The sequence below is a fragment of the Pseudokordiimonas caeni genome, from assembly GCF_026719705.1.
GTDB lineage: Bacteria > Pseudomonadota > Alphaproteobacteria > Sphingomonadales > Kordiimonadaceae > Gimibacter > Gimibacter caeni.
Genome location: NZ_JAPPRR010000001.1, coordinates 315,497 through 338,720, shown reverse-complemented (window position 1 = coordinate 338,720; position 23,224 = coordinate 315,497). Strand labels below are relative to the sequence as shown.

The 23,224-nt window shown below is 60.4% G+C and carries 17 protein-coding genes; 5 read left to right on the top strand and 12 right to left on the bottom strand.

Annotation, left to right across the window (positions count from 1 at the left end; all coding sequences use genetic code 11):
* Positions 1-116: 116 nt before the first annotated feature.
* Positions 117-1,142, bottom strand: a complete 1,026-nt coding sequence (locus OU694_RS01385) for a LacI family DNA-binding transcriptional regulator (protein WP_308909220.1) — start codon at positions 1,140-1,142, stop codon at positions 117-119.
* A gap of 134 nt (positions 1,143-1,276) precedes the next feature.
* On the opposite strand from OU694_RS01385, the gene OU694_RS01380 reads away from it, so the two are divergent.
* Positions 1,277-2,641 (top strand): MFS transporter, encoded by a 1,365-nt coding sequence (locus tag OU694_RS01380; protein WP_308909219.1) that lies wholly within the window; start codon positions 1,277-1,279, stop codon positions 2,639-2,641.
* Entirely contained in the window at positions 2,638-3,429 is a 792-nt protein-coding gene (locus OU694_RS01375; protein ID WP_308909218.1) for a glycoside hydrolase family 16 protein, read from the top strand. Before OU694_RS01380 ends, OU694_RS01375 begins: the two co-directional genes overlap by 4 nt.
* Positions 3,430-3,439: 10 nt before the next feature.
* Here the strand turns inward: OU694_RS01375 and OU694_RS01370 are convergent, their stop codons facing one another.
* The 10 genes from OU694_RS01370 to OU694_RS01325 all read right to left on the bottom strand — a co-directional run bounded on the left by OU694_RS01370 (position 3,440) and on the right by OU694_RS01325 (position 18,563).
* Positions 3,440-4,936 (bottom strand): tryptophan halogenase family protein, encoded by a 1,497-nt coding sequence (locus tag OU694_RS01370; protein WP_308909217.1) that lies wholly within the window; start codon positions 4,934-4,936, stop codon positions 3,440-3,442.
* 27 nt (positions 4,937-4,963) lie between these two features.
* Positions 4,964-5,977: a cupin-like domain-containing protein gene (locus OU694_RS01365; RefSeq protein ID WP_308909216.1), complete on the bottom strand. Its 1,014-nt coding sequence runs from the start codon at positions 5,975-5,977 to the stop codon at positions 4,964-4,966.
* Positions 5,978-5,984: 7 nt separating this feature from the next.
* Positions 5,985-6,695 carry a SapC family protein gene (locus OU694_RS01360; RefSeq protein ID WP_308909215.1) on the bottom strand — a complete coding sequence of 237 codons (711 nt, stop codon included), beginning with the start codon at positions 6,693-6,695 and terminating at the stop codon, positions 5,985-5,987.
* Between the two features lie 117 nt (positions 6,696-6,812).
* A complete protein-coding gene (locus OU694_RS01355; protein ID WP_308909214.1) occupies positions 6,813-9,797 on the bottom strand; it encodes a TonB-dependent receptor in 2,985 nt (994 codons plus the stop codon).
* 344 nt (positions 9,798-10,141) lie between these two features.
* Positions 10,142-10,993 (bottom strand): carbon-nitrogen hydrolase family protein, encoded by an 852-nt coding sequence (locus OU694_RS01350; RefSeq protein WP_308909213.1) that lies wholly within the window; start codon positions 10,991-10,993, stop codon positions 10,142-10,144.
* The gene (locus OU694_RS01345) at positions 10,990-12,210 is read right to left on the bottom strand and encodes an MFS transporter (protein ID WP_308909212.1); all 1,221 of its coding nucleotides are present in this window, start codon (positions 12,208-12,210) and stop codon (positions 10,990-10,992) included. Before OU694_RS01345 ends, OU694_RS01350 begins: the two co-directional genes overlap by 4 nt.
* Positions 12,203-13,807 (bottom strand): serine hydrolase domain-containing protein, encoded by a 1,605-nt coding sequence (locus tag OU694_RS01340; RefSeq protein WP_308909211.1) that lies wholly within the window; start codon positions 13,805-13,807, stop codon positions 12,203-12,205. The genes OU694_RS01345 and OU694_RS01340 overlap by 8 nt, the downstream gene beginning before the upstream one ends.
* Positions 13,804-15,372: a tetratricopeptide repeat-containing sulfotransferase family protein gene (locus tag OU694_RS01335; RefSeq protein ID WP_308909210.1), complete on the bottom strand. Its 1,569-nt coding sequence runs from the start codon at positions 15,370-15,372 to the stop codon at positions 13,804-13,806. The genes OU694_RS01340 and OU694_RS01335 overlap by 4 nt, the downstream gene beginning before the upstream one ends.
* 89 nt (positions 15,373-15,461) lie before the next feature.
* Positions 15,462-17,828 carry a TonB-dependent receptor gene (locus OU694_RS01330; RefSeq protein WP_308909209.1) on the bottom strand — a complete coding sequence of 789 codons (2,367 nt, stop codon included), beginning with the start codon at positions 17,826-17,828 and terminating at the stop codon, positions 15,462-15,464.
* Between the two features lie 111 nt (positions 17,829-17,939).
* A complete protein-coding gene (locus OU694_RS01325) occupies positions 17,940-18,563 on the bottom strand; it encodes a TetR/AcrR family transcriptional regulator (RefSeq protein WP_308909208.1) in 624 nt (207 codons plus the stop codon).
* Between the two features lie 281 nt (positions 18,564-18,844).
* Between OU694_RS01325 and OU694_RS01320 the strand changes: the two genes are divergently transcribed.
* The 3 genes from OU694_RS01320 (at position 18,845) to OU694_RS01310 (ending at position 21,971) form a co-directional block, all read left to right on the top strand.
* Entirely contained in the window at positions 18,845-19,495 is a 651-nt protein-coding gene (locus tag OU694_RS01320) for a Crp/Fnr family transcriptional regulator (RefSeq protein WP_308909207.1), read from the top strand.
* 28 nt (positions 19,496-19,523) lie between these two features.
* A complete protein-coding gene (locus OU694_RS01315; protein ID WP_308909206.1) occupies positions 19,524-21,113 on the top strand; it encodes a PAS domain-containing sensor histidine kinase in 1,590 nt (529 codons plus the stop codon).
* 93 nt (positions 21,114-21,206) lie between these two features.
* On the top strand, positions 21,207-21,971 hold the full coding sequence (locus tag OU694_RS01310) for a sulfite exporter TauE/SafE family protein (RefSeq protein ID WP_308909205.1): 765 nt from the start codon (positions 21,207-21,209) through the stop codon (positions 21,969-21,971).
* Positions 21,972-21,998: 27 nt separating this feature from the next.
* On the opposite strand, the gene OU694_RS01305 is transcribed toward OU694_RS01310, so the two are convergent.
* The gene (locus tag OU694_RS01305) at positions 21,999-23,165 is read right to left on the bottom strand and encodes a dipeptidase (RefSeq protein WP_308909204.1); all 1,167 of its coding nucleotides are present in this window, start codon (positions 23,163-23,165) and stop codon (positions 21,999-22,001) included.
* Positions 23,166-23,224: the final 59 nt, after the last annotated feature.

The window sequence follows — 23,224 nt, the reverse complement described above, 5'->3', positions numbered from 1 at the left end:
CGCATATGACAGCGATGTCTTATTCAAATGCCAAAAAACGGCGATTTTGTCCACGAATAACATGATAGCGCTGTCATATTTCTGACAGATGCCGCCCCGAGGGGCAGAAAACCTGACTATTGGGTCAGATCAGCGACGGATTCCCGGTCGCACAGCTCATAGGCATGCTCGACCCGCGTGCCGGCGGTGCTTTCGTCCTCGGCACTTTGCATCATCAGGTCGAAGGCGGCGGCGGCCATGGCTTCCACTGGCTGGCGCATGGTGGTGAGCGCGGGAGAAACGATGGTGGCGACAGCATCATCGTCGAAGCCGACAATCGAAAGATCAGCCGGCACCGCCAGCCCCTTCTCGCGCGCAACCGCCAGCACACCCGCCGCCATTTCGTCGTTACAGGCGAAAATGGCAGTCGGCTTTTCTGCGCGCGACAGCAGTGTCTCAGCAGCTTCCTTGCCGCTCGCAAAGGAGAACATGCCGGGCACCACCAGCTCGTTCCGCACCTCGATCCCGTGGCTTTGCATGGCACGGACATAGCCGCGCTCGCGGTCCAGCGAACAGGAGTGGTTGGGATTGCCCTTGATGAAACCGATACGGCGATGCCCCTTGCCGATCAGGAATTCTGTCATATCGAAGGCCGCCTGATAATCGTCGATATGGACTTCCGACATATCCGTGGCTGGGATACCGGGCGCGATGCGGGCCGCCGGCACGCCGATGGCCCGAAGAGCATTCAGCACCACCACATCGTCACAGATTGGAGGCGACAGGACAACGCCATCGAAACGGATCGAACTCAGCACCTGCTTCAGCTTCACCTCGTCGCCACGGTCCTTCAAGACCTCGACGACCAGATGACAGCCGGCTTCTTCGGCGCGTGACAGAAGCCCGCGCAACACCTTGCTGATATAGTCGCCGCTCGGGACGTCCACAAAGAAGCCGACGATATAAGTCTTGTGCCCCGCCAGGCCCCGCGCCTGAAGCGACGGATGATAATTCAGCGCGGCAGCGACTTCGAGCACCTTGTCCTTCTTGTCCTTGGCGACATATTTCTCGTTATTGAAAACGCGCGAAACGGTCTTCATCGAGACGCCGGCAAGCCGGGCCACGTCATTCATGGTAGCGGTTTTTGATTTCGCGATGGCCACCAGTTCCCCCGGGCACTGAAGCTGGACAGACCCGCCGGAACAGCGCATGGTCTCAAGTGCCTCATATCACAAGAAAGTTGCCGCTGTCACGCGCACATGATAGCGCTGTCAGCAAGAGGTCCGGAAAAGGCAGCATGGCAGAGCAACTGCAGATCGATAACGACGCCCGCGGGACGCCGCTCAAACCCTTTATCGGCTTTGGCCTTGGCGACTATGCGCTCAACCTTTTCTGGCAAGGCGTCGGCTTCTTCCTCTTCTTTTTCGAAACTAACGTGGTGGGCCTTTCAGGCACCGTCGTTGGCACGCTTTTCCTGATCGCCTCGATCTGGGATGCCGTTACCGACCCCATCATGGGCTTCATTGCCGAGCGCACCCGCAGCCGTTTCGGGCCTTACCGGCCTTATCTGCTGTTCGGCTGTGTGCCGCTTGCCATCATGTTCGCGCTGATGTTCACGCCCGTCCGTTTCCCCGAGGAATGGATGACGATCCTTTACACGCTGATCGTGCTTCTACTTTTTCGCACCACCTACACCATCGTTTCGATCCCCTATTCCACGCTCGGCGCCCGCATCACCCAGAATTTTGACGGCCGCACCCGATTGGCCGGCATCCGCATGTATTTCGGGTTTCTGGGCGGGCTGAGCATCAGTTATATCGCCAAGCATCTGCAAGCGGAGCATTCGGACGCCGTAGCCTTCAGCCACATGGGCATCGCGGCAGGCGTTCTGGCCGTGATCGTGCTGGTCGCCTGCTTCGCGCTGACCGACACCCACGAAAAGCCGGAACCGGCGGATGAGGTGATGCCGGGCCTCGGCGAAAGCCTTTCGGCCATGATGCGCAATCGGCCCTTCATGCTGGTGATCGGCGGGATCATGCTCGTGACCGTCGCCAATTCCATCGTCGGGCAGACGATGCTCTATTTTTTTGAGAGCACGCTCGGCAACCGCACCGCCGGCAATAATGCGATCATCATCATGGGGGCGGCGCCCTTGATCACCATCCCGTTCTGGGCGCTGGTGGCGCTGAAGATCGGCAAGCGTTTCGCCTGGATCCTCGGCTGCCTTACGGGTGCTGCCGGCCTGATGATGCTGTATTTCGACCGCAGCGGATCGATCATGGCGGCCTACGGCGCCGTCATCGTCATCGTGATCGGGCTATCGAGCTTTGCGGTGCTTTTCTGGAGCGCCCTCCCCGACACGATCGAATACGGCCAGTATCTGACCGGCATCAAGATTGAATCCTTCCTGATCGGCATGGCCTCAAGCTTCCAGAAGGTGACCATCGGCCTATCCGCCTTCGTGGCCGGTATCCTTCTGGACATGATCGGTTATCAGGCAGGCGCGGACGTGGCAGCAACCACCGCCGACGGCATCCGCAATATCTTCACGCTCATTCCGGCTGCCGCCCTTCTGGGCTCCGCCTTTGTCATCCTTTTCTATCCGGTTACCGCACAGTCGCACGCGGCGATTGTCGCCAAGCTCAGGGAGATGAAACCATGAACCGCACCGCACTTGGCCTCGCCGTACTCCTCGCCGCCGCACCCGTAAAGGCCGACGATGGCTGGCAGCTTGTGTGGGCGGATGAGTTTGACGGTGCGGCACTGAATACAGGCGACTGGCGGATCATCGAAGGCAATGGCTGCCCGACACATTGCTATTTCGGCAACAACGAGCTGCAGACCTATACCAAAGCGACCGAAAACCTTCGTGTTGAGGATGGCGTTCTGGTCATCGAAGCCAAGGGTGCAGGCAAGGAATTCACCTCTGCCAAGATCACCACGCAGAACCGCGAAGGCTGGACCTATGGCCGCTTCACCATGCGCGCCAGACTGCCCAAAGGCCGCGGCACCTGGCCGGCCTTCTGGATGATGCCAGACAAGGCGTCCTACGGTCCGTGGCCCAAGTCCGGCGAGATCGACCTGATGGAGCATGTGGGCTACGACGAAGGCAAGGTGCACGGCACCATCCACACCGAAGCCTATAACCACCGGATCGGCACCCAGAAGGGCGGCAATATGGTGGTGGAAAATGCGACCGAAGACTTCCACGAATATTCAGCGGAATGGACCGAGACCGACATCCGCTGGTACATCGACGGCCGCGAATATTACAGCGTGACCAAAGCCGACAGCGACGGCCACGCCGAATGGCCGCTCGACCACCCCTTCCACCTGATCCTCAATCTCGCCGTCGGCGGTGACTGGGGCGGTTCGCAAGGTGTGGACGATACGGCCTTCCCGACCCGTTACGAGATCGACTGGGTCCGTGTCTGGCAGAAGAAAGACTGAGGCACCGGCTTCAGTCCATTTTCGAAGGGCAATATTGGCGGATATATTGCTGGTGGCTCGGCAGGCTTGCCACCGTCTTCGCCACATTCATCTTCACCATATCCAGAAACTCGCCGAGTTCCTTCTTCTCCATCACATCGACAACCGGGTGATAGCGTTCAGGCAGGATGCCTTGCCCCAGCATCACCTGAATCCAGCTGTTCTCGGCAAACAGTTCATCCGCCTTGCGGAAGACCCGTCCGGTTTCGCGGAACAGGCGGATGCGGTGCGCCAGCGTCTCGGGGATATCCATCGAGGCGCACTGGCGCCAGAAGGGTGTGTCGCGCCGGTCGGTCACATGATAGTGCAGGATGATGAAATCGCGGATACCCTCGGTTTCCTCGCGGGTCTGCTTGTTGAACTCGTCCACATCTTCCTGCCGGATACCCTGATTGGGGAACATCTGCATCAGGCGCAGGATACCGCGCTGGATGAGGTGGATACTGGTTGATTCAAGCGGCTCGATAAAGCCGCTGGCGAGCCCCAGCGCCACCACGTTGCGGTTCCAGTGCTTGCGCCGCGTGCCGGTGCGGAACTTCAGGACGCGCGGCTCGACCAAAGCCTTGCCCTGCACATTATCCATCAGCAGGCGGATGGCGTCGTCATCGCTTTGATACCGGCTGCAGAAAACGAGCCCGTTACCCACCCGGTGCTGCAGCGGGATACGCCACTGCCAGCCGGAATCGTGGGCCGTGGAGCGGGTATAGGGGATCGGGTCCTCGACAGCTTCGGTCTGCACCGCCACGGCGCTGTCGCACGGCAGCCAATGGGTCCAGTCATCATAGCCGGTGTGCAGGGTCTGTTCGATAAGGAGGCCCCGGAAACCCGAGCAATCGATGAAAAGATCGCCCTCCACCACCTGCCCCGACATCATGGTGACGGACGACACGAAGCCGGTCTCTCCATCCTGCTGCACCGAGACAATCTTGCCCTCGATCCGCTCCACGCCGTGCTCTTCCGCCATCTTGCGCAGGAACTTGGCGTAAAGGCTGGAATCAAGGTGATAAGCATAGTTCAGGCCGAGGTCAGGCAGGTGCGCGAACTTGTTTTCAAGGGCCGCTTTCAGCTCAAGGCAATAGTCACCGAAGTCGGACGCCTGGCCCTCCTGCAAACCGCGCCGCCAGAAATGCTGGAAGCCGGCCGTCCAGTGATCCTTGCCGGTGATGCCGAAGGAGTGGATATAGCTGTGGTTCTTCTGGCGCCAGTTCACGAACTCGATGCCGAGCTTGAAGGTCGCCTTGGTGGCCGCCATGAATTCGCGTTCGTCGATCCGCGCGAGGCGGTTATAGGTCAAGAGCGTCGGGATCGTCGCTTCGCCCACGCCGACCGTGCCGATCTCCTCGGATTCGATCAGGCGGATTTCAAGCGCCTTGCCAAGCACCTTGGACATGATGGCCGCAGCCATCCAGCCGGCGGTGCCGCCCCCGGCGATGACAACGCGCCGGACTTTTCCTTCTGCCTGTTCCACGAAAACCCCTCTTCCTCTCAAAACCTGTTACCGGCTCAGCCGCTTCTGCAGGAAAGCGCGGATGCGCTGCGCATTCCTTTCGTCCATGGGCCCCAAAACCCCCCGGCTCCCCTCCGGGATATGGTCAAGGCTGCCTTCCGGCTGATCAAAAACATAATGGTCAAAGATATCCTTCCACACCGCCTTCTGCGCCGGCGGCAGGTCGCGGATCGCCATCAGCGCGTGGAAAAGTACATTCACGGGCGGTCCCATGTGTGCGGGCGACTGACGCCACCAGTAATTGACGAGCACATTGAAGGCATCAAGGCTTTCCACATGATGCCACCACATGGACGGGATGAAGAGCGCATCACCCGGCTCCATCTCCGCCACCTGTGCCAAGCCCCAGGCCTCTGCAAAGCGCGGGAACCTCTCAAGATCAGGGTTCGTGATATCCACCACACTCACCGATTGCCCGGCAGGGGTGATATCGAGCGGCCCGACATAAAGGTTCGGCAACTGCTCGGGCGGGAAAAGCGTGAAACGGCGACGACCGACCGCCACGCAGGCCACATTGTCAGGCAGGTCATAGTGCGCCGGAATGCGTGACTTGCCACCGATCCAGATGCTGGCGAGGGCATCACGGGCGCCAAGATCGATATCGTTCTCGGCCCGCATACCCGGCAGGCAGGCATCAATCGTGGTGGAGCCCACATAGGCGAGCGGTGCATCGGGGTTACCGATGTCGGCGACCATCTTGTCGAGCACGATATCGAGCCGCGCCATATGCTGCTCGAAATTCGGGCCGGAAAGGTCGTCATTATAGAAAACCCGGCCACCCTCCTCTGGCCCGGCGAGTGTCACCGCGACCGAGACCCCATTATGGAAGCTTTTCAGATAGTCGCGCGCCGCAGCGGCCGAATTGCTGCCTGCCTGCACGAGCGGCCAATCAGCAACCAGCCCCTTGAAAACAACAGGCTCGGTGCCGGTCAGGATATCCTGTGGCAAGGCATCCGGGCGGACGCCTGAAATTTCCCTGATCGCTTTCGGTGCGGCGCGCATGGGCCCGTCACTTGCCCCCGAGCCGCGCATTCTTGCGCACGATCAGGTCGCGGATATGCGAAAGCGAAGCCAGCACCATATAGATCGCCGCGAGATAGCCACGGGCATTGAGGTCGGCAAGCGTGGTGCTATCGAGTGCCATCAGCTTGTCTTCATTGATCACATGGAAACCCATCAGGCGGTTCTTGCTGCCGTCGGCGAGTTCCACATCGAGCGCAAGGCTTTCGAGCAGACCAAGGCCAACAAGCGTTTCGGTGAAGGCGGCCGCTTCCTCGCCCCCCTTGTGGATGGCATCAAGGACAGCGGCAATATGTTCCAGATACGGCGTATTGGCACCGTTCGCCTGAAAGAGCGGCTCGCCCTCGGTGCTGCTCACCCGAGGGCTATCGAGATCGATATGCACGACCCGCTCGCCCCGGCCATCCTGCCCGATCAGGAAGGGCTGGCGCTGGACGGCAAGTGGCACATAGTGCGCATCCCAGCCGTCACCGGTCAGAAACAGGTTTTCGCCGCGCTCGAACCCGAACATGGCAAGCGCGTGAAAACGGCCGGTGGATGCATCCTGGTGAAAGAGGATCGGATAATGCGCCTGAACGGCGCGGAATTCGAACGGGAAAGTGGGCACATACATCACGCCGTCGCCAAGCTCGGCGGCGCGGCGGGTGATGATCCGGAGGTTCTGGTGATCCCCGTTATTGAGAAGCGCGTGGCGGGTCATGCCTGTCCTTCTTCTTATCGCGAAGTGCCTCCCGGCACCGGGGTCAGCTTAGAACAAGAAGGCCGCTGTCTCCAACGGCCTTCTCATTACCTAGTGACGTGTTCCAACGCCTCAGCGTCAGAACTTGTAGCGAGCACCAATCGCGTAGCGCGGGCCGGTCTGGGTCAGATAATTGACCTCGTTGACATGGCGGCCATGCACGCGGTTATAGCTGTTGGTCAGGTTGATGGCTTCGGCAAAGACCGTGAGGCCATCGGTGACATCGTAGCTGAGGCTGACGTCGAACTGACCGTACGCTTCGGTGAAGAGCGGGTTGTTCGGGCCGGCGGCCGAGCTCGTCGAGTTCAGGAACTTGTCGCGCCAGTTATAGGCAACACGAACCTGCAGGCCGTTCTTGTCGTAGAAGCCGATGATATTGGCACTATCGGACAGACCAACAAGGGCGAACTGCGCCACGCTCGCGGGCTGGGTGATGTCGAAATCAACATCGCCGCGGACGATCGTATAGTTCAGGATCGCGCCGAAACCGGTATCGCCGAACGTATGCTGCAGGGCGAATTCCCAACCATGCAGCTTGGCGCTGCGTTCGTTGATCGGCACGGTGATATCGAAGGTGAGGGTCGGGTCTTCACCCGGAACACCGAAGATATTGCCGATGGTATTGCCAGCGGAGTCCGTCCCGAGGATTTCAACCGTGCTCGGGTCGGCATTGGCGAAAATCCAGTTGCGGATTGCGGTCAGGTCGGTCGAACCGCCAAGGGCCGCAACAGCATCGTTGTAGCGCTTGCCGCCATAGGGCGTGACGAGATCGAACGGCGTGGCCTGGATTTCCGACGAAGCGATGAAGTTGCTGACTTTCTTGTGGAAGAAGCCAACCGAAACATAGCTTGCGTCGTCATAATACCACTCGGTCGACAGATCGATATTCTTCGACGAGAAGGGCAGAAGACCCGGATCGCCCTGGCTACCGTCACCACCGTCAACACGGAAGATCTGGTTCACCGTCTGGCCACCCTGGATATGGTTGTAACCGGGGCGCGTGAAGGTCTCGCTGTAGGACGCGCGGAACACCATATTGTCGTAGAATTCGACATCAAAGTCGACCGACGGCAGCCAGTGTTCATACGAACCGGTCAGTTCGGTAAAGTCCTGCTGATCCGAGAAGATCACGCCAAACTCGTTGTTCGCCACCCACTGCGTACCCACAGCAATCGGCACGAGCGCGCGGCTGTCCACGTCCGTTTTCTCGTAACGCATGCCAGCAACGAGGCGGGCAGGACGATCAACGATATCGAACTCGGAATTGACCTGAACGTAACCCGCCCAGCTCTTTTCCTTGGTCCGGCGGTCGGTGGTGAAATCGTCTGCGATACAGACGCCGTCGCCGCCGCAAGCATCATAGAGACTGTCGATCAGGCCGACCATGCGGTCGAAGTCGAACGAATAGAACTCGTTGAAGAGGGCCGGATCGTCGTGGCCTTCCACCTGGCTGAACTTGTCAGAGATGGTCTGCAGCACGAAGATATCGTCCGGAATATCAGCCGCCGAACCTACGCCACCCCATGTATCGCGCTGGGCGTTCGAGAAGGCCGAACGGACCTTGTTCTCGGTATAGCTTGCGCCGAAATCGACGCTCTTGATGAAGTCGGTATCGAAATCATAGCTACCATTGAACTGGGCCTGCTTGATATCAGTCCGCATCAGGCTGTTGCGGAAGCTCGAGCCCGTGGTCAGCAGGTCAGCCGGGCTTACACTCGCACCATCAGACAGCGACAGGACCGGGAAGTCACGGCTATAGTCGATCGACTGGGTGAAATCGCTGAGGAAGGCCGCAGTGCTGACAACAGCGCTGGTGCCATAGGGACTGCCGGAGTCCGACAGCGAGCTCGAATCATGCACATCCAGCTCGAGATGCAGGCGGTCGGTTGCCTGCCAGTCGAGATTGAGGCCGATCGAGTTCATCTCGGTGTTCACTTCGAACTTGCCGCCGCCCATCGAAACGTCTTTGGAACCGGCGAAATATTCGGAGTAACGAACCGGGCCGGCAACCGGACCATCGGTCCATTCGCTCGACGTGTCGCCGAAGTTGAACCAGACCGAAACGTCGTTACGGTTGGTTTTTACCTTGTGCTTCGAATAGGTGTAGTCGACCGTCGCGGTGAAGGTATCCACCGGGCGGAACTGCATGGTGGCCTGGCCGTTGATGCGCTCACGGTCGATCGAGGTGAACACATAGCCAAGGCTCTGCTGAACGCCGTATACATCGTTCGGGCCCGGACGGTTGATGACATTAATGTCTTCTTCAGTGCCGCCATCCGGAATCTGCGGCAGGGTGCCCCAGTTATTCTCGGAACCGAGATAGGCACCGCGCCAGCCGCTCGGCGTGCTTGCCTGGGCAAAGCCGCTTTCGCGCTTCTGGTAGCTACCCGAAACCGCGACACCAAACTTGTCTTCAGCGAAGGTGTTGCTGTAGATGCCCGAGAATTCGGGATTGTAGGACGTACCGTCCAGTTCCGACGTGTCAGCGAGCGCCTTGGCGCCGATCGAGGCTTTCATGCCGGGGGCGTCAAGCGGACGGGTCGTTTTGATATTGATGGTCGAACCGATGCCGCCCGTGGGGATCGAGGCGCGGCCGGTTTTATAGACTTCAACACCTGCGATGCCTTCAGAAGCGAGGTTCGCGAAGTCGAACGAACGCGACGACGAAGCCGTCGTTTCTTCGAGCGTCGAAACCGGCATCTGGCGGCCGTTCAGGGTGACAAGGTTGAAATCCGGGCCGAAGCCGCGAACCGTTACCTTCGAGCCTTCGCCGTTCACACGGTCGATCGACACGCCGGTAATGCGCTGCAGCGATTCCGCCAGGTTGGTGTCCGGGAACTTGCCCATGTCTTCAGCCGAGATGGCATCGACGACACCTGCGTTGCTCCGTTTGATATCCATGGCACGCTGAAGGCTGCCGCGGATACCGGTGACGGTGATTTCTTCGAATTCAGTATCGCCGGCCCCTGCATCTTGTGCCACGGCCGAACCGGCCGAAACGGCCGCAAGGATAAGCGACATCGTGCTCGCGACCGAGCCGAGTCTCATTGCTTTCGATTTCACGTTTTCCCTCCTCCAGAAAACAGCGTTTCCCCTCGCAGGCTTGCCTCTACCCCTCAGCAGATGACAGCGCTGTCTTATTTTGGATAGCAGCTATGTCACATATTGTCCATATTTAACTGACAGCGCTGTCAGTTAAATTTTCTTTAAGGCCAGGAAAGCTGGAAAGCCGCAGAAATCAATGTGGTGCGCGCACTGAAACACCTTAGCAGGCGCAGTAAACAGCCACTATGCTGATCCCACTGCCCTCGCAGAAGTTACCTGAAGCAGGTGAGAAAGCATAAAAAAGGGCCGATTCTGATCGGCCCTTCTTACGTCAGCGCTGTCATAAAGATAAGAAGCAGGCGTCAGCCGCCGCGCTTCGGCATTTCAAGGGGGCCGAGGCTATCAAGGTAGGCTGCGCGGTTGGCCATGCCTTCATGCGGGAAGCGGTGCCCGGCGTCACGGAAGCTCTTGAGCGGTTGGCCAAGCCCCATCAGGCCGCGTTCCCGCGTGCGCCGCACCCGGCCAAGGTCGATCTCCACCGCGATAATCTCCTCCGCCCGGCGCGCCGCATGAACCACATCGCCCTCGGGGCCGATGATCATCGAACAGCCATAGGCCTGCTCGCCCGCGCCGTTGATATCGATCACATAGCACTGGTTCTGCGCGGCGGCGGCACGCGCCATGGCATGCTCCACATCGCGGTCAGCGGTGCTTGTCAGCGTCGGGTGCAGGATCACCTCGGCACCTTCACTGACCATCGCCCGCGTCGTTTCCGGGAACCACATGTCGTAGCAGATGGAGAGGCCGAAACGCCCCACGCCCGGCACGTCGAAGACGCAAATCTCCTGCCCTTCGGCGACACCCGCCTCATAGGGATAGAAGGGATACATCTTGCGGTACCGGGTGACGACTTCGCCCTCAGGGTTGATGACGCTCGCGGTGTTATAGATCTTGCCCTCATGCCTTTCGTACAGAGACCCGCTGACGATCCAGACGCCAAGTTCCTTTGCAAGGCGCGCAAGAGCGTCCTCGGTCGGCGACGGCAGGGGCGTGGCTGTGCCCGTCACCGGACCGCAAATGGCCAGCTCGGACAAAACGATCATCTGGACCCAGGGGTAGCGAAGCGCCGTTACCCGGATCTTTTTGAGCACGAGGTCAAGATTGCCGGTCATCGGCAGATCGAGCTGCAAGCCTGCAATGGCGAAATGGCTCATGATTCAGTTCCCTGTCTGGATGCCGCCGCGCGGTCGAGCAACCGGGCAGGCAGGATGGCCGCCGCCGCGCACAATATAAGCGCCGCGATGGCAAGATGGAGGATGGGTTCATAGTGCGCGCTGCCACCGACGACGAGCGCGGCGATCATGGGGCCAGAGGCCAGCCCCATCTTGGAGAAGAAACCGGAAAGCGCCGCCATCTGGCCGTGCGCGTCAAAGGCCGCACACTGGCCGAGAAGATAGGGAATGAGGAAGGCCCAGGTCAGGCCCGTCACAACATTCGCCGCATAGAAGAAGGCAGCGATATCAGACCAATAAAAAAGCCCCATCCCGACGAGTGTGACGCCGAGGCCAACCATCAGCGGCCTCATACGACCGAACCGTGCGCCGACCGCATAGACGGCGACAGCGCCAAGGATGGCGATCCAGTTGGCTTCGGATAGCGCGTCGCTGATCCAGCCGAGCTCAAGCCCCTTGCCCCGACCAAGCTCGATCACATAGGCCATCACCGCCATATTGCCCCCCTGGAACAGGAAAACGGCAAGAAGGGCCAGAAAGGCCGGCAGCTTCGGCACGCCGCGTGCGGCAACCTCGCCTTCGATCGGCTTCGCTCGCGGCGGATAGGGCGCAAGGAACGGCAACATAACGAGCGTGACGAGGCTGAAGGCAATCAGCGTTTGAAAAAGCACCGCCGTACCGCCTGATTGCACCAGCCCCGGCAGGAAACGGAGCCCCAATCCGCCAAGGCCATATTGCACAACGAGGAGCATACCGAAGCTGCGGTCGGGCGAGGCCGTGCGGGCGATCACCGTGAAGCCCACCCCGATCAGGAAGCCGCCGACAAGGCCGTGACAGGCCCGGATGGCAATGAGCGGCGTCACGCTGGTTTGCAGCGCCGACAGGCCGTCGATACCGATCATAAGGATGAGTGCAACGAACGCCGCCTTGCGCCACGGCAGGCGCGAGGCTGCAAAAACAGCCGCGAGCGCACCAACAGCGGAGCCATACATGTTGGCAGCCCCCACATATCCCGCACGGTCGGGCGAAGCGCCCATCCCGTCCACAAGGCCGGAGACGATGGCGGGCATGATATTCACATAGAAAAGCCCGGCGGTGGTGAGGAAGGCAAGCATGATCGCCGCCCAGAAGCCGTCCGGGTTGGCGCGGGGGCCAGCGAACAGCGAAGGCTGTGCCATCAGGGTTGCACCGTCACTCATCGCCCGTTCCCCCACAGATTTCAGCCTTGTTGGCCAGCGCCATCACCGGCCCCGCAAAACGGTGCACGCCGCTGTCGCTGATGTAATAATAGGCACCCCCGTCCGGCAGCAGCACGGCACTGAGCCCGCCGTAGCCTGAAAGGAACGGCAGCCACACAGATTGCCTGCAGCCAAAGGCGCTGCCCGCATCCCATTGCCAGAAACCGCGTGCGTAGCGCAGTGACTTGTCACCGGCCGGCAGCCCGGCGCCCTGGGGCAAAGCCGGCGCGAGTTGCTTGTCGCCAGCCGCCATCAAGTGCGCGAGCTTCGCGATATCGCCGGCGTGCAGCACAAGGCCGTATCCGGTGAAGGGGATGCCCTCCAGCCGCCGCGTGGTTTCGGCAAGCGCGCTGAGGCCAAGTTTGCGCCACAGGGGCACCATCAGGTCCGCGTAGAAATCGGCGTCAGGCTCGCCCGTATGCTGCCGCCACAATGCCTGCATGGCGACGCCCAGAAGCCAAGTATCCGAGGTGTGATAGCTGAAATGTTTGCCGGGCCCAGTACGGCGCGGAAAATGACCGCAGGCAAAAGCCGTCTTTTCGGCGGCTGTTGCGGCGAGGAAGAAAGGCAGATAGTCCGCCGCTGCCTCGTCCGCTTCCGCCTTTGCCGAGCGGTAATGGCCTGTCGCCATATCGAGAAGATGCCCGAGCGTGACACCCTCGTAAGCCTCACATTCGGGCAGAAGGTCCGTCAGCAGCTTTTCACGTGCGCCCGGCACAAAGGCTTCGAGGCGCATCAGGCCAAGGCCGCCGACGAGCGTCTTGGCGAAGGAATAGCTGGGTACCGGCATCACGTCGCAATAAGGGTAGGCGCCGAAGCGCGTGGCGCAGCCGCCGGTGTAATGGACGCCGTCCACCACAGCGCCGTAAGCCGTCATGTCGCCGGGCAGGATCAGGGCAGCCTGGGCGAGATCGACACCGGATAGCGCAGCGGCAGGCCGGACTGGCAATGCTGCCGCTTTTTCCTCATGCCAGCGCGCGATTGCGGCCTCTCCGGCAACCGGATCTGCCTGCCAGTCAGCCTCGGCCTCCGCCCAAAGATTGAACTTGAAATAGAGGCAGGTTTCGCTGGCGATCTGCACCCGCGCACGCGCCACGGCGCCGTCCTTGCCGGTCCATGCCATCAGCACACCGTTGTGGATGCAATTGGCATTCTTCTCGATCAGCGCGAAGGGTAGTGACAGGACGGTTTCACCTTGCTCGATCAGCCATGTCTTGCCGGGCTCCACGATATAGTCCCAGTAAGGATGTGCTGCTTCACGGATGCCACGCACCACGGGGATCAGATCGTGGCCATCCGAGACGAGGGCGATTTCCATGTCCGGCAGCGCCCGGACGGCAAGCTCAGGCTTGTCGGCAGACCCTTCAAGATCGACGATCTTCTGGAAACCGCCGCCGGTGATTGCCCCAAGCCGCAGGATGCCGCTCACCGGCGTTTCGGGCGCAGGCGCCTCTCCTGCCATACCCATGGTTTCCATCGGTAGCGCGCGAATGGCAGGTTGGTTGGCAGTGGCGGGTACAGTCGCCAGCATCAGGGCAAGGGTGAGCGCGCGGATCATGCCACGGCCCCTTCGCCGATATCGATCCCCGCCGCCTGCAGGCGTTCGGCCAAGGGCGCAAGTTCGCGCGCATAATGCTGCCACTTGCCTACCGAGCTTTTGTAAACCGGGCGGCGCACCTGCACGGCACTCGCCGTCGTCGACGGCGCGTCGCTCCGGTGGAAATCGAGGATGGCGGACGACCAGTCGAGCCCGAGATGGGCACTGAGGCGGCGGCTTTCGCCTTCCGGATCCGCGACAAGGGCTTCATAGTCCATGTCAAGGAAGCGACCGGGCATCACCGTCCGCCAGTGATCCATCAAGCGGCTGTAGGCCACATAATAATCTGCAATATCGGCGAGCCGGTAGCTCCACGGATATCCCATGCGGAAGAGCGTCTTGTAGATAGCAAAGCAGGTATCCATCGGGTGACGGCGCAGATGGATGATCCGTGCGGAGGGCAGCGCCTTGGCAATCAGTCCAAGATACAGGAAATTCGACGGCGTCTTGTCGATCCGGTAGGCCTTGCCCGACCCCCTGCCCGCGCTGGTGCGCAGATACCGGGCGCCGAGCGCCGCGTGATCCATGTCACGCGTGCGGGCAATGAGGTCAGATTTGCCTTGGGCGGGGCCGGCTTCTGCGATCAGGGCAAAGGCAAAATCGTTGATCTCGCCAAGGCTTTCGACCTTGTCATGCGCCGCCAGCATGCGCTCCATGAGCGTGGTGCCCGTGCGCGGCAGGCCGAGGATGAAAACCGGGCCGGGTTCATCGCTCATGGCGGGAACACCTGCCGCAAAATCGGCGTCAAAGGTACTGGCGATCAGCGCCATGGCGTCGGTATCCGCCAGAAGATTGTAGCGCATGTGCGCGGCCCGCAAGTCGCCGCCTGCCTGCAGATGACGGAAGGCCGCGGCGTGGTCACCTGTGTCCTCATATTCCTTGGCGAGTGCATAATGAACGGGCACGGCGCGGGGCGACTGCGCAGGGCCGGTTTTCAGCCAGCCTTCAAGCGCGGCGATATGATTGTTGTCAGACGTCCATGTGCGGAGCGTGGCGCGGTTATACCAGGCGTCGCCATCCGAAGGATTGATCTCGATGGCGCGGTCGAGCAAGGCTTCCGCCGCGTCGATCCGCCCGAGCGACAAGGCCGCCGTCGCCGCATTGAACAAAAGCCGCGGGTCATCCGGCGTGATCGCAAGCGCCGCCTTGTAAACACTGTCAGCGTCGGCGTGCCGACCAGCCTGCGTATAAAACTCGGCGATATGCTGCAGCATCACAGGATTCCCGGCGGCCAGAGGCTCCAGCTTGCCAAGCCGTTCCGATGCTTCGGCAATTTCGCCCAGATGAATGCGCGCCTCGATCCCCATCAGGCTGGCGACCGGATGGCCGGGGGCAAGCCGTTCAGCCTGCCCTGCTGCTTCCCGCATGCCCGCGAAATCTGCCTGCATCTGCGCGAGCCGGCCCGCCATCAGGTGCGCCTCGGCGACGTCGGGCGAGCGAGCCATGAAAGCCTCAAGCCCGGCGGCCGCCCCCGCGATATCGCGGCGGCGGAGCATGTCGTCGATGGGTTTGAGGGCAGGATGCATGGCTGGTTTTCGCTCCGGTTAGCCTGATTAAAGACGGATCGGCCGTTGCCGGCAAGCAGCGCCGGCAGACCCGTCTTCTGTTGGCTTCCTCAGAAGCGGTAGGTGGCCGAGAGGCCGAAGGTACGCGGCAGGGCGATCTGCTCCTTGGAGCCGTTGCCGTAATAGCCTTCGCTCGGCGCCGTGCCCATATAGGCGTTGGTGAACACACCACTCACGCCCCGTGCATTGAAGGCGTTTTTGAGCCAGATGGAGATATCGATATTCTCCATCGCCAGCGTCACCGAACCGTTCCAGATGCCATAGCCGCCGATATCGCGGGTGAGGCTGCTGGTGGTGCCGATGGTGTTCCTGACCTTCGACTGCATATAGCCATCCACCCGGCTGATCAGCGTCATGGTCTCGGAAACCGGATGGGTATGGGTCAGCGCCACATTGAACATATGCTTCGGCGAAGACGGCAGCCGCGTGCCATCGGGCGCATAATTGGCGCCGGTCGGCGAGATGAAGTCATCCTTCAGCTTGGCGTCCGCAAAGGCATAGCCGACCGTATAGTTGAGGCTGGTGCCGATCTGGCCTTCAAGCTCCAGTTCCACCCCTTTGGTTGACGCCTTGTCGCCGTTTGCCACCGCGAAGAAGCCCCAGTTGGGGGTCGAGGTGTTGAGCTGCGGATTGGACCAGTCAACATAGAAGACGCTGGCAGTGTAGCGCAGGCCATCGGCCGAGCCCTTGAAGCCAAGCTCATAGTTATCGACCGTATCGGGTTCGTAAACCACCCACGCCGGGTCTTCAGCGAAATTGCCGCTCGTCGGTACTGCATTCACGCCGCCACGCCGATAACCTTGGCTGAAGGTCGCGTAAACGAGGCTGTCATCCGACAGGTGGTAGGTCGCATTCGCCTTGAAGATCGCCTTGCTTTCACCGCCTTCGATGGGGGCGCCATCAAGAGGGGTGAAAAGCCCGACATAGAAAGGCAGGTCCATATAGGACGTGGACGTGCTGTCGTTATCGAACCAACGCACACCGCCCGTCACATCGAAATTCTCGCTGAGCGCCCAGGTCAGTTCGCCGTAAACGGCCTTCTGCTTGAAATTCTCGGTCAGGCTATATTCGAAGTCCTGATTGTTCGGGTTCGCCCAAGTGATGCCGGGGCCATAAAGCGCATCAAGATATTCAAAGGCACCGGGCAGGAAGCTCTGCTGCGTCGATTGCCGGTCCTGATCCTGATAGTAAAGGCCGACGACATACTGGATGGGGCCGGATCCTTCCGACACCAGCCGCACTTCCTGCACGAAGGCCTTGTCATAATAGGTGCGGTAGGCCGTCGCCATCGGGCGCGCGAAGTTGTAGTAGAAGCCGAGCCACCCGGCCTGTGCGTAGAAGCCCGTGTTTTCACTCGAGCTCCAGCCGTCCACATCATAGTGGCTGGTGGAGGAGGTGAGCGTCGCGAAGCCGAGGTCGATACTGGCTTCAAGTGCCATCATCTCAACATCCGCTTCAGCGGGTTCAAGCTGCACCGAGCCCACTTCATAGCGGCCGTAGGTGTTGCCGAAACCATCCTTGCCGACCGTTTCAGCACGGCGGCCACCAATATCGTCGGACTGGCGCATATAGCTTGCCGTGATCTCGACCGTATCAGACGGCTTGAACATCAGGGCCGCACGACCAAACCAGACATCGTAGGTGTCGGCGTCTTCAACCTTTTTGTAGGAAGCGTCCGGCGACAGGATGCCATTGGGTGCAACCGGCGCCCCGTTCGCATCCAGCTCATACACATTCACATAGTCGGTGAGACCCGGGAAATCCTGACGCGCGCCGGTGGCACGGAAGGCGAGCTTGTCAGAGAGCGGTACGTTAAGCGTCAGGTCACCCGTCCAGCCGACACTGTCCGAACCCTTCACCTTGCTCATCGAGCCTGCCACCTGACCGGTGAATTCGGCCGTATCCGGCTTGTTCGGGATATAGCGGACCGTACCGCCAAGCGCGCCCGAACCATAAAGCGTGCCCTGCGGCCCGCGCAGTACTTCGACCCGCGCCAGATCCTTCAACAGGAGGTTCGCAAAAAGCGGGGTATCGCCAAGATAGGTGGAAACGGAAGCGGCAGCCGAAACGGCATAGTCACCGAGCACAGAACTATCCACGTTAAGGCCGCGGATACGGATGCTGTTCACCGCACTTGCGTTGCGCGGGCCGCGATCAGCGACCGTGACGCCGGAAACCGAGCGCAGAAGTTCGGCCGAATCCAGCATGTTGGCACGCTCGATCGTGCTGCCGGTCACCGCTGAAATATTGTAGGGAATATCCTGAATACGTTCCGCCCGGCGCGACGCCGTGACGGTGATTTCTTCGAAGGTTACATCGTCGTCCGCATGGGCTACAGGTGCCCCGGCGAGAAGTGCGATTGCTGCCGTTGAACCGGCGAGCGCGAGACTGAGCTTATGACAAGCCTTGATGGCCATGATTTTTCCTCCCGTAAGGTGCCCACGTGAAGAAAATATGGCAGGCTATTTTTTTATAGTCAACTAAACTAATTTTGTTCGGTAATATATTTTCCAGGATTACTCGTCGTATCAAGACCGGGTGATCCCGGCCACCACCACGGCCACGTCCGCTGCAATCGCCGCCTCCAGCGCTTCAATCGTCATGGATTTCAGATAGACGAAATTCAGGAAATGAATCCGCTCCAGCCGGGTCAGCATATAGGCGGTTTCGCGCGCGTTCACGGCATCAATGACCCGCCCTGTCGCCTGATAGGCCTTGAGCACGGATTCGATGGCGGCCGCCAGCCCGCCGGCGATGGTGTTCAGATACTTGGGGGCGACTTCCGGGTCCGGCGAGGTGGCGACAAACGCCACGACATGCCCCCAAAGCTCGCGCGACAGGGCAGAAAGCGTGTCGCGCACGTTCGAAACGATCACGGCGGTGACAAGATCGACCGGTTCCTCGACCGCTGCTCGCGCCTCGAAATCCGGCATGTGGGCTGCGATGCCTTCCTCGCCGCGCGCCACCAGCGCCAGCAGCAGATCCCCCTTCGTACCGTAATAATTATAAACGGTCGGCGCCGAGACCATCGCGCGGCGCGCGATCTCCTCGATGGTGGCATCGGCAAAGCCTTTTTCGACGAAGAGTTCAGCAGCCGCCACTTCAATCTGGCGGCGGCGCTGCGCCTTCTGCTGTTCACGCAAGCCTGTCATGGGGAAATTCCGGACCTTATCTCAATATTTTTAGCTGACTAAAATATTTATAGTCAATCTCCCATGAATGCAAGCCCGGCACCATCCGCGGCAACGGGACGCATGTTCCAAATGAAACCAAAATTGTATGGAGGGTGTGCAGGGATTTAGCCTTTATATAAGGCTCTAGCCTTGTATCCGAGTTGGTAAAGTGGCCGATTTTAACGGGAATTCCGGCGTTGTTTGCAACCCAAGGTGTAAAAGAGGCAAGTCTTCGTCATCCATGCCCTACCCATGATGACTTGGCCAATATTGCCTGTGCACATGGCAAGGAAGTTTCCTTTGACCGTCGCACCGTCATTGCAACTTGCCGTTCGCCACTCGATACCGTGTATCTCATCCGCAGTGGTTGCGCCGTCTGTTATGTCGACCTGCCCTGTGGCCGCACCTTCTATCCGCAACTTTTTGTGGCTGGCGACTTCGCCCCGGCACGCGTTCTGGTGCCCGGTGATGTGCGGGTGAATCTGATGGCGCTCAACAAGGTAACGGCAATGGCCCTGCCCCGCGCGCAGCTCTTCGCGCTTCTGGACACGCAACCATCGCTCTATCCCGCGCTTATGCAGGAACTGCTGAATTCAATCCAGAAATGCTCGCTCCGGGGCACGATCACCAATTTCGGCGATGCGCAATCCAAGCTTGTCGCCTTTCTGGCAGAATTGTGGTTGCGCAGCCACCGCAGTTCCTTCCCGCAGGCGGGCGACACCATCCCCCTTGGCATGACCCAAACGGAAATAGGCCTCATCAACGGCCTATCGAAAGCGCAGACAAGCCGCACATTCCGGGAACTTGAACAGGCCGGCACACTGGTGCGGACAGACAGACTGATTACCATTCTCGACCCTGCGCCGATCAGCGAGGCACTGCAGGACTTGAAGGCCATGGGCCTGTTTTAAGACGGATGATCTTCAGGGGTGGATCATTATGAGTGAAGTTGACGAAATCATCGCCCGCCTCGTAGGGCTTGCCCCGAACGCCTTCTATCTGATCGATGCTGGCGGCATCATCCGCTATGCCAACCCCGGCGCGTCGGAAATGACTGGTTACGCGCAAGATGAACTCGTCGGCCACCATTTTGAAAAGCTGGTCCCGACGGACCTTCGCCAGCAACACGCCCACCACTTCGCCAATCATGCCAGTAGCGGCGCACCGATCTATCTGATGGGCCAACGCGATGCCCTGCCCCTTCTGACCAAAAGCGGCGAGACCCGCGCTGTTGGCACGTCGATCGTTAAAAGCGACACAGGCGGCGAGCTGCTTTTCGGTGTGATCATGACCGACATGACCCCACTGAAGCAGGCGCATTCCCTGCTGGTGCAGCGCGAAGCCGAGCTGAAAACGTCCCTCACACGGCTACGCCATGCCGAGGCACGTTTCCTGATGGCACAGCAACTCGCCAATGTGGGCAGCTGGGACTGGAATATCGCCACCGGCGACCTCTACTGGTCGGACGAAGTATACCGCATTTGCGGATACGATGGTGCGAGTGAACCACCGGGCATGACCGAGGTCGCCCGCATGATCCACCCCGATGACCGGGAAAAGGTCAAAGAAGCGGTGGACCGGGTGCTCACCGGCGAGATTGACCAGTATGACATTCAGCATCGGATCATGCGCCGCGACCGCAAGGTCCGTGTCGTGCGGCAGATCGGCCGGGTGGAGCGTAACGACCTTGGCCGCCCCCGCCTCGTGATCGGGTCGGTGCAGGACTTCACCGATGTCAGCAACCTGCAGGACAGGATGAATGAAGCGCTGATGCGCGAGACCGAGGCCAACCGCAGCAAGACGGAATTCCTGGCGAACCTCAGCCACGAACTTCGCACGCCGCTGAATGCCATCATCGGCTATGCGGGCCTGATCCAGACCCTCGATTTCACGTCTGACAATCAGGAGCGTTTGAAGGGCTATGCAGGCTATATCAGCCACGCAGGCTCACTCCTCAACGAACTTGTGGGCGACATCCTTGAAATGTCGCGCGTCGACCTTGGCCTTGTGGAACTGCGCGAGCAGGAACTGGAAATTACCGCGCTGCTTGAGAAAGTGCGGGCAATGTCCCACACCCGGGCCAAGGAAAAGAACATCCGGCTTTATATCGAGTGCGAGAAGGACCTGCCGCTTCTCTGGGGGGACAGGCTGCGGCTGTTGCAGATCATCCTCAACCTTGTCACCAACAGTATCAAATTCACCGAGCCCGGCGGCTGGGTGACCATGGAAGCCTATGTCCGGCGCGATCAGGGTATCCGCCTTGCCGTATCGGATAATGGCTGCGGCATGAGCCCGGAGGACGTTTCCCGCGCTGTCGAGCGCTTCTCGAAGCTGCACTCGGTGTGGACGAGCGAACAGCAAAGCGGGCTGGGCCTGGGTCTTGCCATTGTGGACGCCCTTTCCAAATTGCATCAGGCCAAGCTTGCCATCGATTCCACGCCGGGTGCGGGCACCACGGTCATCCTCGATTTCCCGCCCGAGCGGACGGTGACGGTCAGCACGGAAGCCAAGCTCGATACCGCGTCCTGAATTTCCGAAGTCCGCCAACACGCCGTTTCGAAACTCGCGACACGACAATCGCTTTTCCTCTGCTATGGTGGCCGCGCCAACTGAGGAAAAGCGATGTTAGAGATGATCCCGACCGACCCCTGGTTTTACGCTGCCGCCATCCCGGCGGTGGTTATCACTGGCATCTCCAAAGGCGGGTTCGGCGGGATTGCGCTGTTGGCCGTGCCGCTTCTGTCGCTTGCCGTACCGCCGACCGAGGCAGCCGCCATCATGCTGCCGCTTCTCCTGTTCATGGATCTTTTCGGCGTGCGCGCCTGGCGCGGCCAAGCTGATTGGGCCCATCTGAAGAAACTGCTGCCCGGTGCCGCAGTCGGCATCATAATCGGCGGGCTGACAGCCAGCATGGTCAGCGCCGACATGGTGGGCCTGATGGTGGGCGTTATCGCCGTTGCCTTCTGCTTGTACAGCTGGTGGCCAAGGAAGCAGGCAGGACCCGCTGACAACGGCCCCAAAGCCCCCTCGAAGGACGGATACTTCTGGGGCGCCGTTGCCGGCTATACCAGCTATATTGCCCACGCGGGCTCGCCGCCCTTTCACACCTACCTGCTGCCCAAGAAGCTGGCGCCCGGCGTGTTTGCCGCCACGGGTGTCTGGTTCTTCGCGCTGGTGAATGCCGGTAAGCTGCCCGCCTATATCCTGGCGGGGCAGCTGACCCTGAAGGCTGCTGTTGCCGCCGCCGTTCTGGCGCCGCTTGTCCCCATCGGCTTCAAGCTTGGCATGTGGCTGAATGCCCGTGTGTCGCACGCGCTTTTCTACCGCATCATTTATGCGGCCGTGTTCCTGTCGGGCCTCAAGCTGATTTACGACGCGGTGGCCTGAGTATCCTGGATTCATCCGGGCTTTCTGTCACGCGCCCCAGATCTCGCGCATGAAGGCAAGGCTGTTGAGGCCCAGTATCTTTTCGATCCGGCCGGCAGAATGCCCGCGTTTTGCCAGCATGGCCGCCAGCGTGCGGAACTGATCCGGCCCCTGCATGTCCGGCAGGAAGGTGACAACACCGGGCTTTTCCCCCTTTGCCGAAATACCTGCCTTGCGGCGTTCCTCGATCTCACGGGCGATGACGGCGCGGAAGGCCTCGACATCATCAACCGCCGTGGTGCCACCGTCGGTGCCGAGGCCCACATGATCTTCGCCGCAGATATCGATGGCATGCTCGATATGGCGCACGGCGTCTTCTGCCATGGCGAAGCTGTCATCCCTAAGGAACGGCATGAAATAGATGCCGACCATCCCGCCTTTCTCTGCAACGGCGCGGAGTTCGGCGTCCGTCTTGTTGCGCGGCGTATCGGCAAGCGCCCGGCAACCAGTGTGGGAAATCCAGATGGGCCGCTTGCTGGCCTTCACGGCGTCAAGGCAGGTCTGCTCGCCCGAATGGCTGAGGTCAACGAGCACGCGGGCATGGTTCAGCCGTTCCACCACCTCGCGCCCGAAGGCGGTCAGGCCCCGATTCTCGGCAACCATCGAGCCGTCCCCCACGCGGTTGCGATCGTTATAGGTTAACTGAATGACCTTCACACCAAGCCCGGCGAACGTATCCACCCGTTCCGCCTTGTCGCCCAGCATCGTGGTGTTCTGGAAGCCGAGGATGATGCCGCAGCGGCCGGTGCGTTTCGCTTCCTTGATATCGGCGACGGACCGCACAAGCGTCAGCGCATCCGCATTGTGGCGCACGACCTGGTTCCAGAAGGCGATATCGGCAACCGTGATTTCAAACGGATCGCCCGGCCCCATCACATGGCCGATTGTATGGTTGACCGCCGTCATGCCCGACGCCTTGAGGTCGGCCAGAATGCGCGGGGATACGACAAAAGTCTTCTTGTCGATCCCTTCGGCCTCGTAGTCTTTCAGCCGCAGGTTGGGATCACCAAGCCCGCCAAGATTATTGATGACAAACGCCTTGTCATAGCCCGGCCACGCGGCATCAGCCGCAAAAGCGGCAGCGCCGCTCGCCTTCAGCACCCAAAGTGCGGCTGTCGACCCCGCCAGCGTTTTCAGAAAGTCGCGTCTCTGCATGGCCCTGCCCCAAACGTTTGTTCTACATCCGGGACTTTGGCGGCAAGGCAGCCGGGCTT

What these genes read in the sequence shown, in the direction of transcription:
- OU694_RS01380 (WP_308909219.1), top strand. Translation starts at nt 1,277, where the DNA reads ATGGCAGAGCAACTGCAGATCGATAACGACGCCCGCGGGACGCCGCTC.
- OU694_RS01375 (WP_308909218.1), top strand. Translation starts at nt 2,638, where the DNA reads ATGAACCGCACCGCACTTGGCCTCGCCGTACTCCTCGCCGCCGCACCC.
- OU694_RS01365 (WP_308909216.1), bottom strand. Translation starts at nt 5,977, where the DNA reads ATGCGCGCCGCACCGAAAGCGATCAGGGAAATTTCAGGCGTCCGCCCG.
- OU694_RS01360 (WP_308909215.1), bottom strand. Translation starts at nt 6,695, where the DNA reads ATGACCCGCCACGCGCTTCTCAATAACGGGGATCACCAGAACCTCCGG.
- OU694_RS01350 (WP_308909213.1), bottom strand. Translation starts at nt 10,993, where the DNA reads ATGAGCCATTTCGCCATTGCAGGCTTGCAGCTCGATCTGCCGATGACC.
- OU694_RS01345 (WP_308909212.1), bottom strand. Translation starts at nt 12,210, where the DNA reads ATGAGTGACGGTGCAACCCTGATGGCACAGCCTTCGCTGTTCGCTGGC.
- OU694_RS01340 (WP_308909211.1), bottom strand. Translation starts at nt 13,807, where the DNA reads ATGATCCGCGCGCTCACCCTTGCCCTGATGCTGGCGACTGTACCCGCC.
- OU694_RS01335 (WP_308909210.1), bottom strand. Translation starts at nt 15,372, where the DNA reads ATGCATCCTGCCCTCAAACCCATCGACGACATGCTCCGCCGCCGCGAT.
- OU694_RS01330 (WP_308909209.1), bottom strand. Translation starts at nt 17,828, where the DNA reads ATGGCCATCAAGGCTTGTCATAAGCTCAGTCTCGCGCTCGCCGGTTCA.
- OU694_RS01325 (WP_308909208.1), bottom strand. Translation starts at nt 18,563, where the DNA reads ATGACAGGCTTGCGTGAACAGCAGAAGGCGCAGCGCCGCCGCCAGATT.
- OU694_RS01315 (WP_308909206.1), top strand. Translation starts at nt 19,524, where the DNA reads ATGAGTGAAGTTGACGAAATCATCGCCCGCCTCGTAGGGCTTGCCCCG.
- OU694_RS01310 (WP_308909205.1), top strand. Translation starts at nt 21,207, where the DNA reads ATGTTAGAGATGATCCCGACCGACCCCTGGTTTTACGCTGCCGCCATC.
- OU694_RS01305 (WP_308909204.1), bottom strand. Translation starts at nt 23,165, where the DNA reads ATGCAGAGACGCGACTTTCTGAAAACGCTGGCGGGGTCGACAGCCGCA.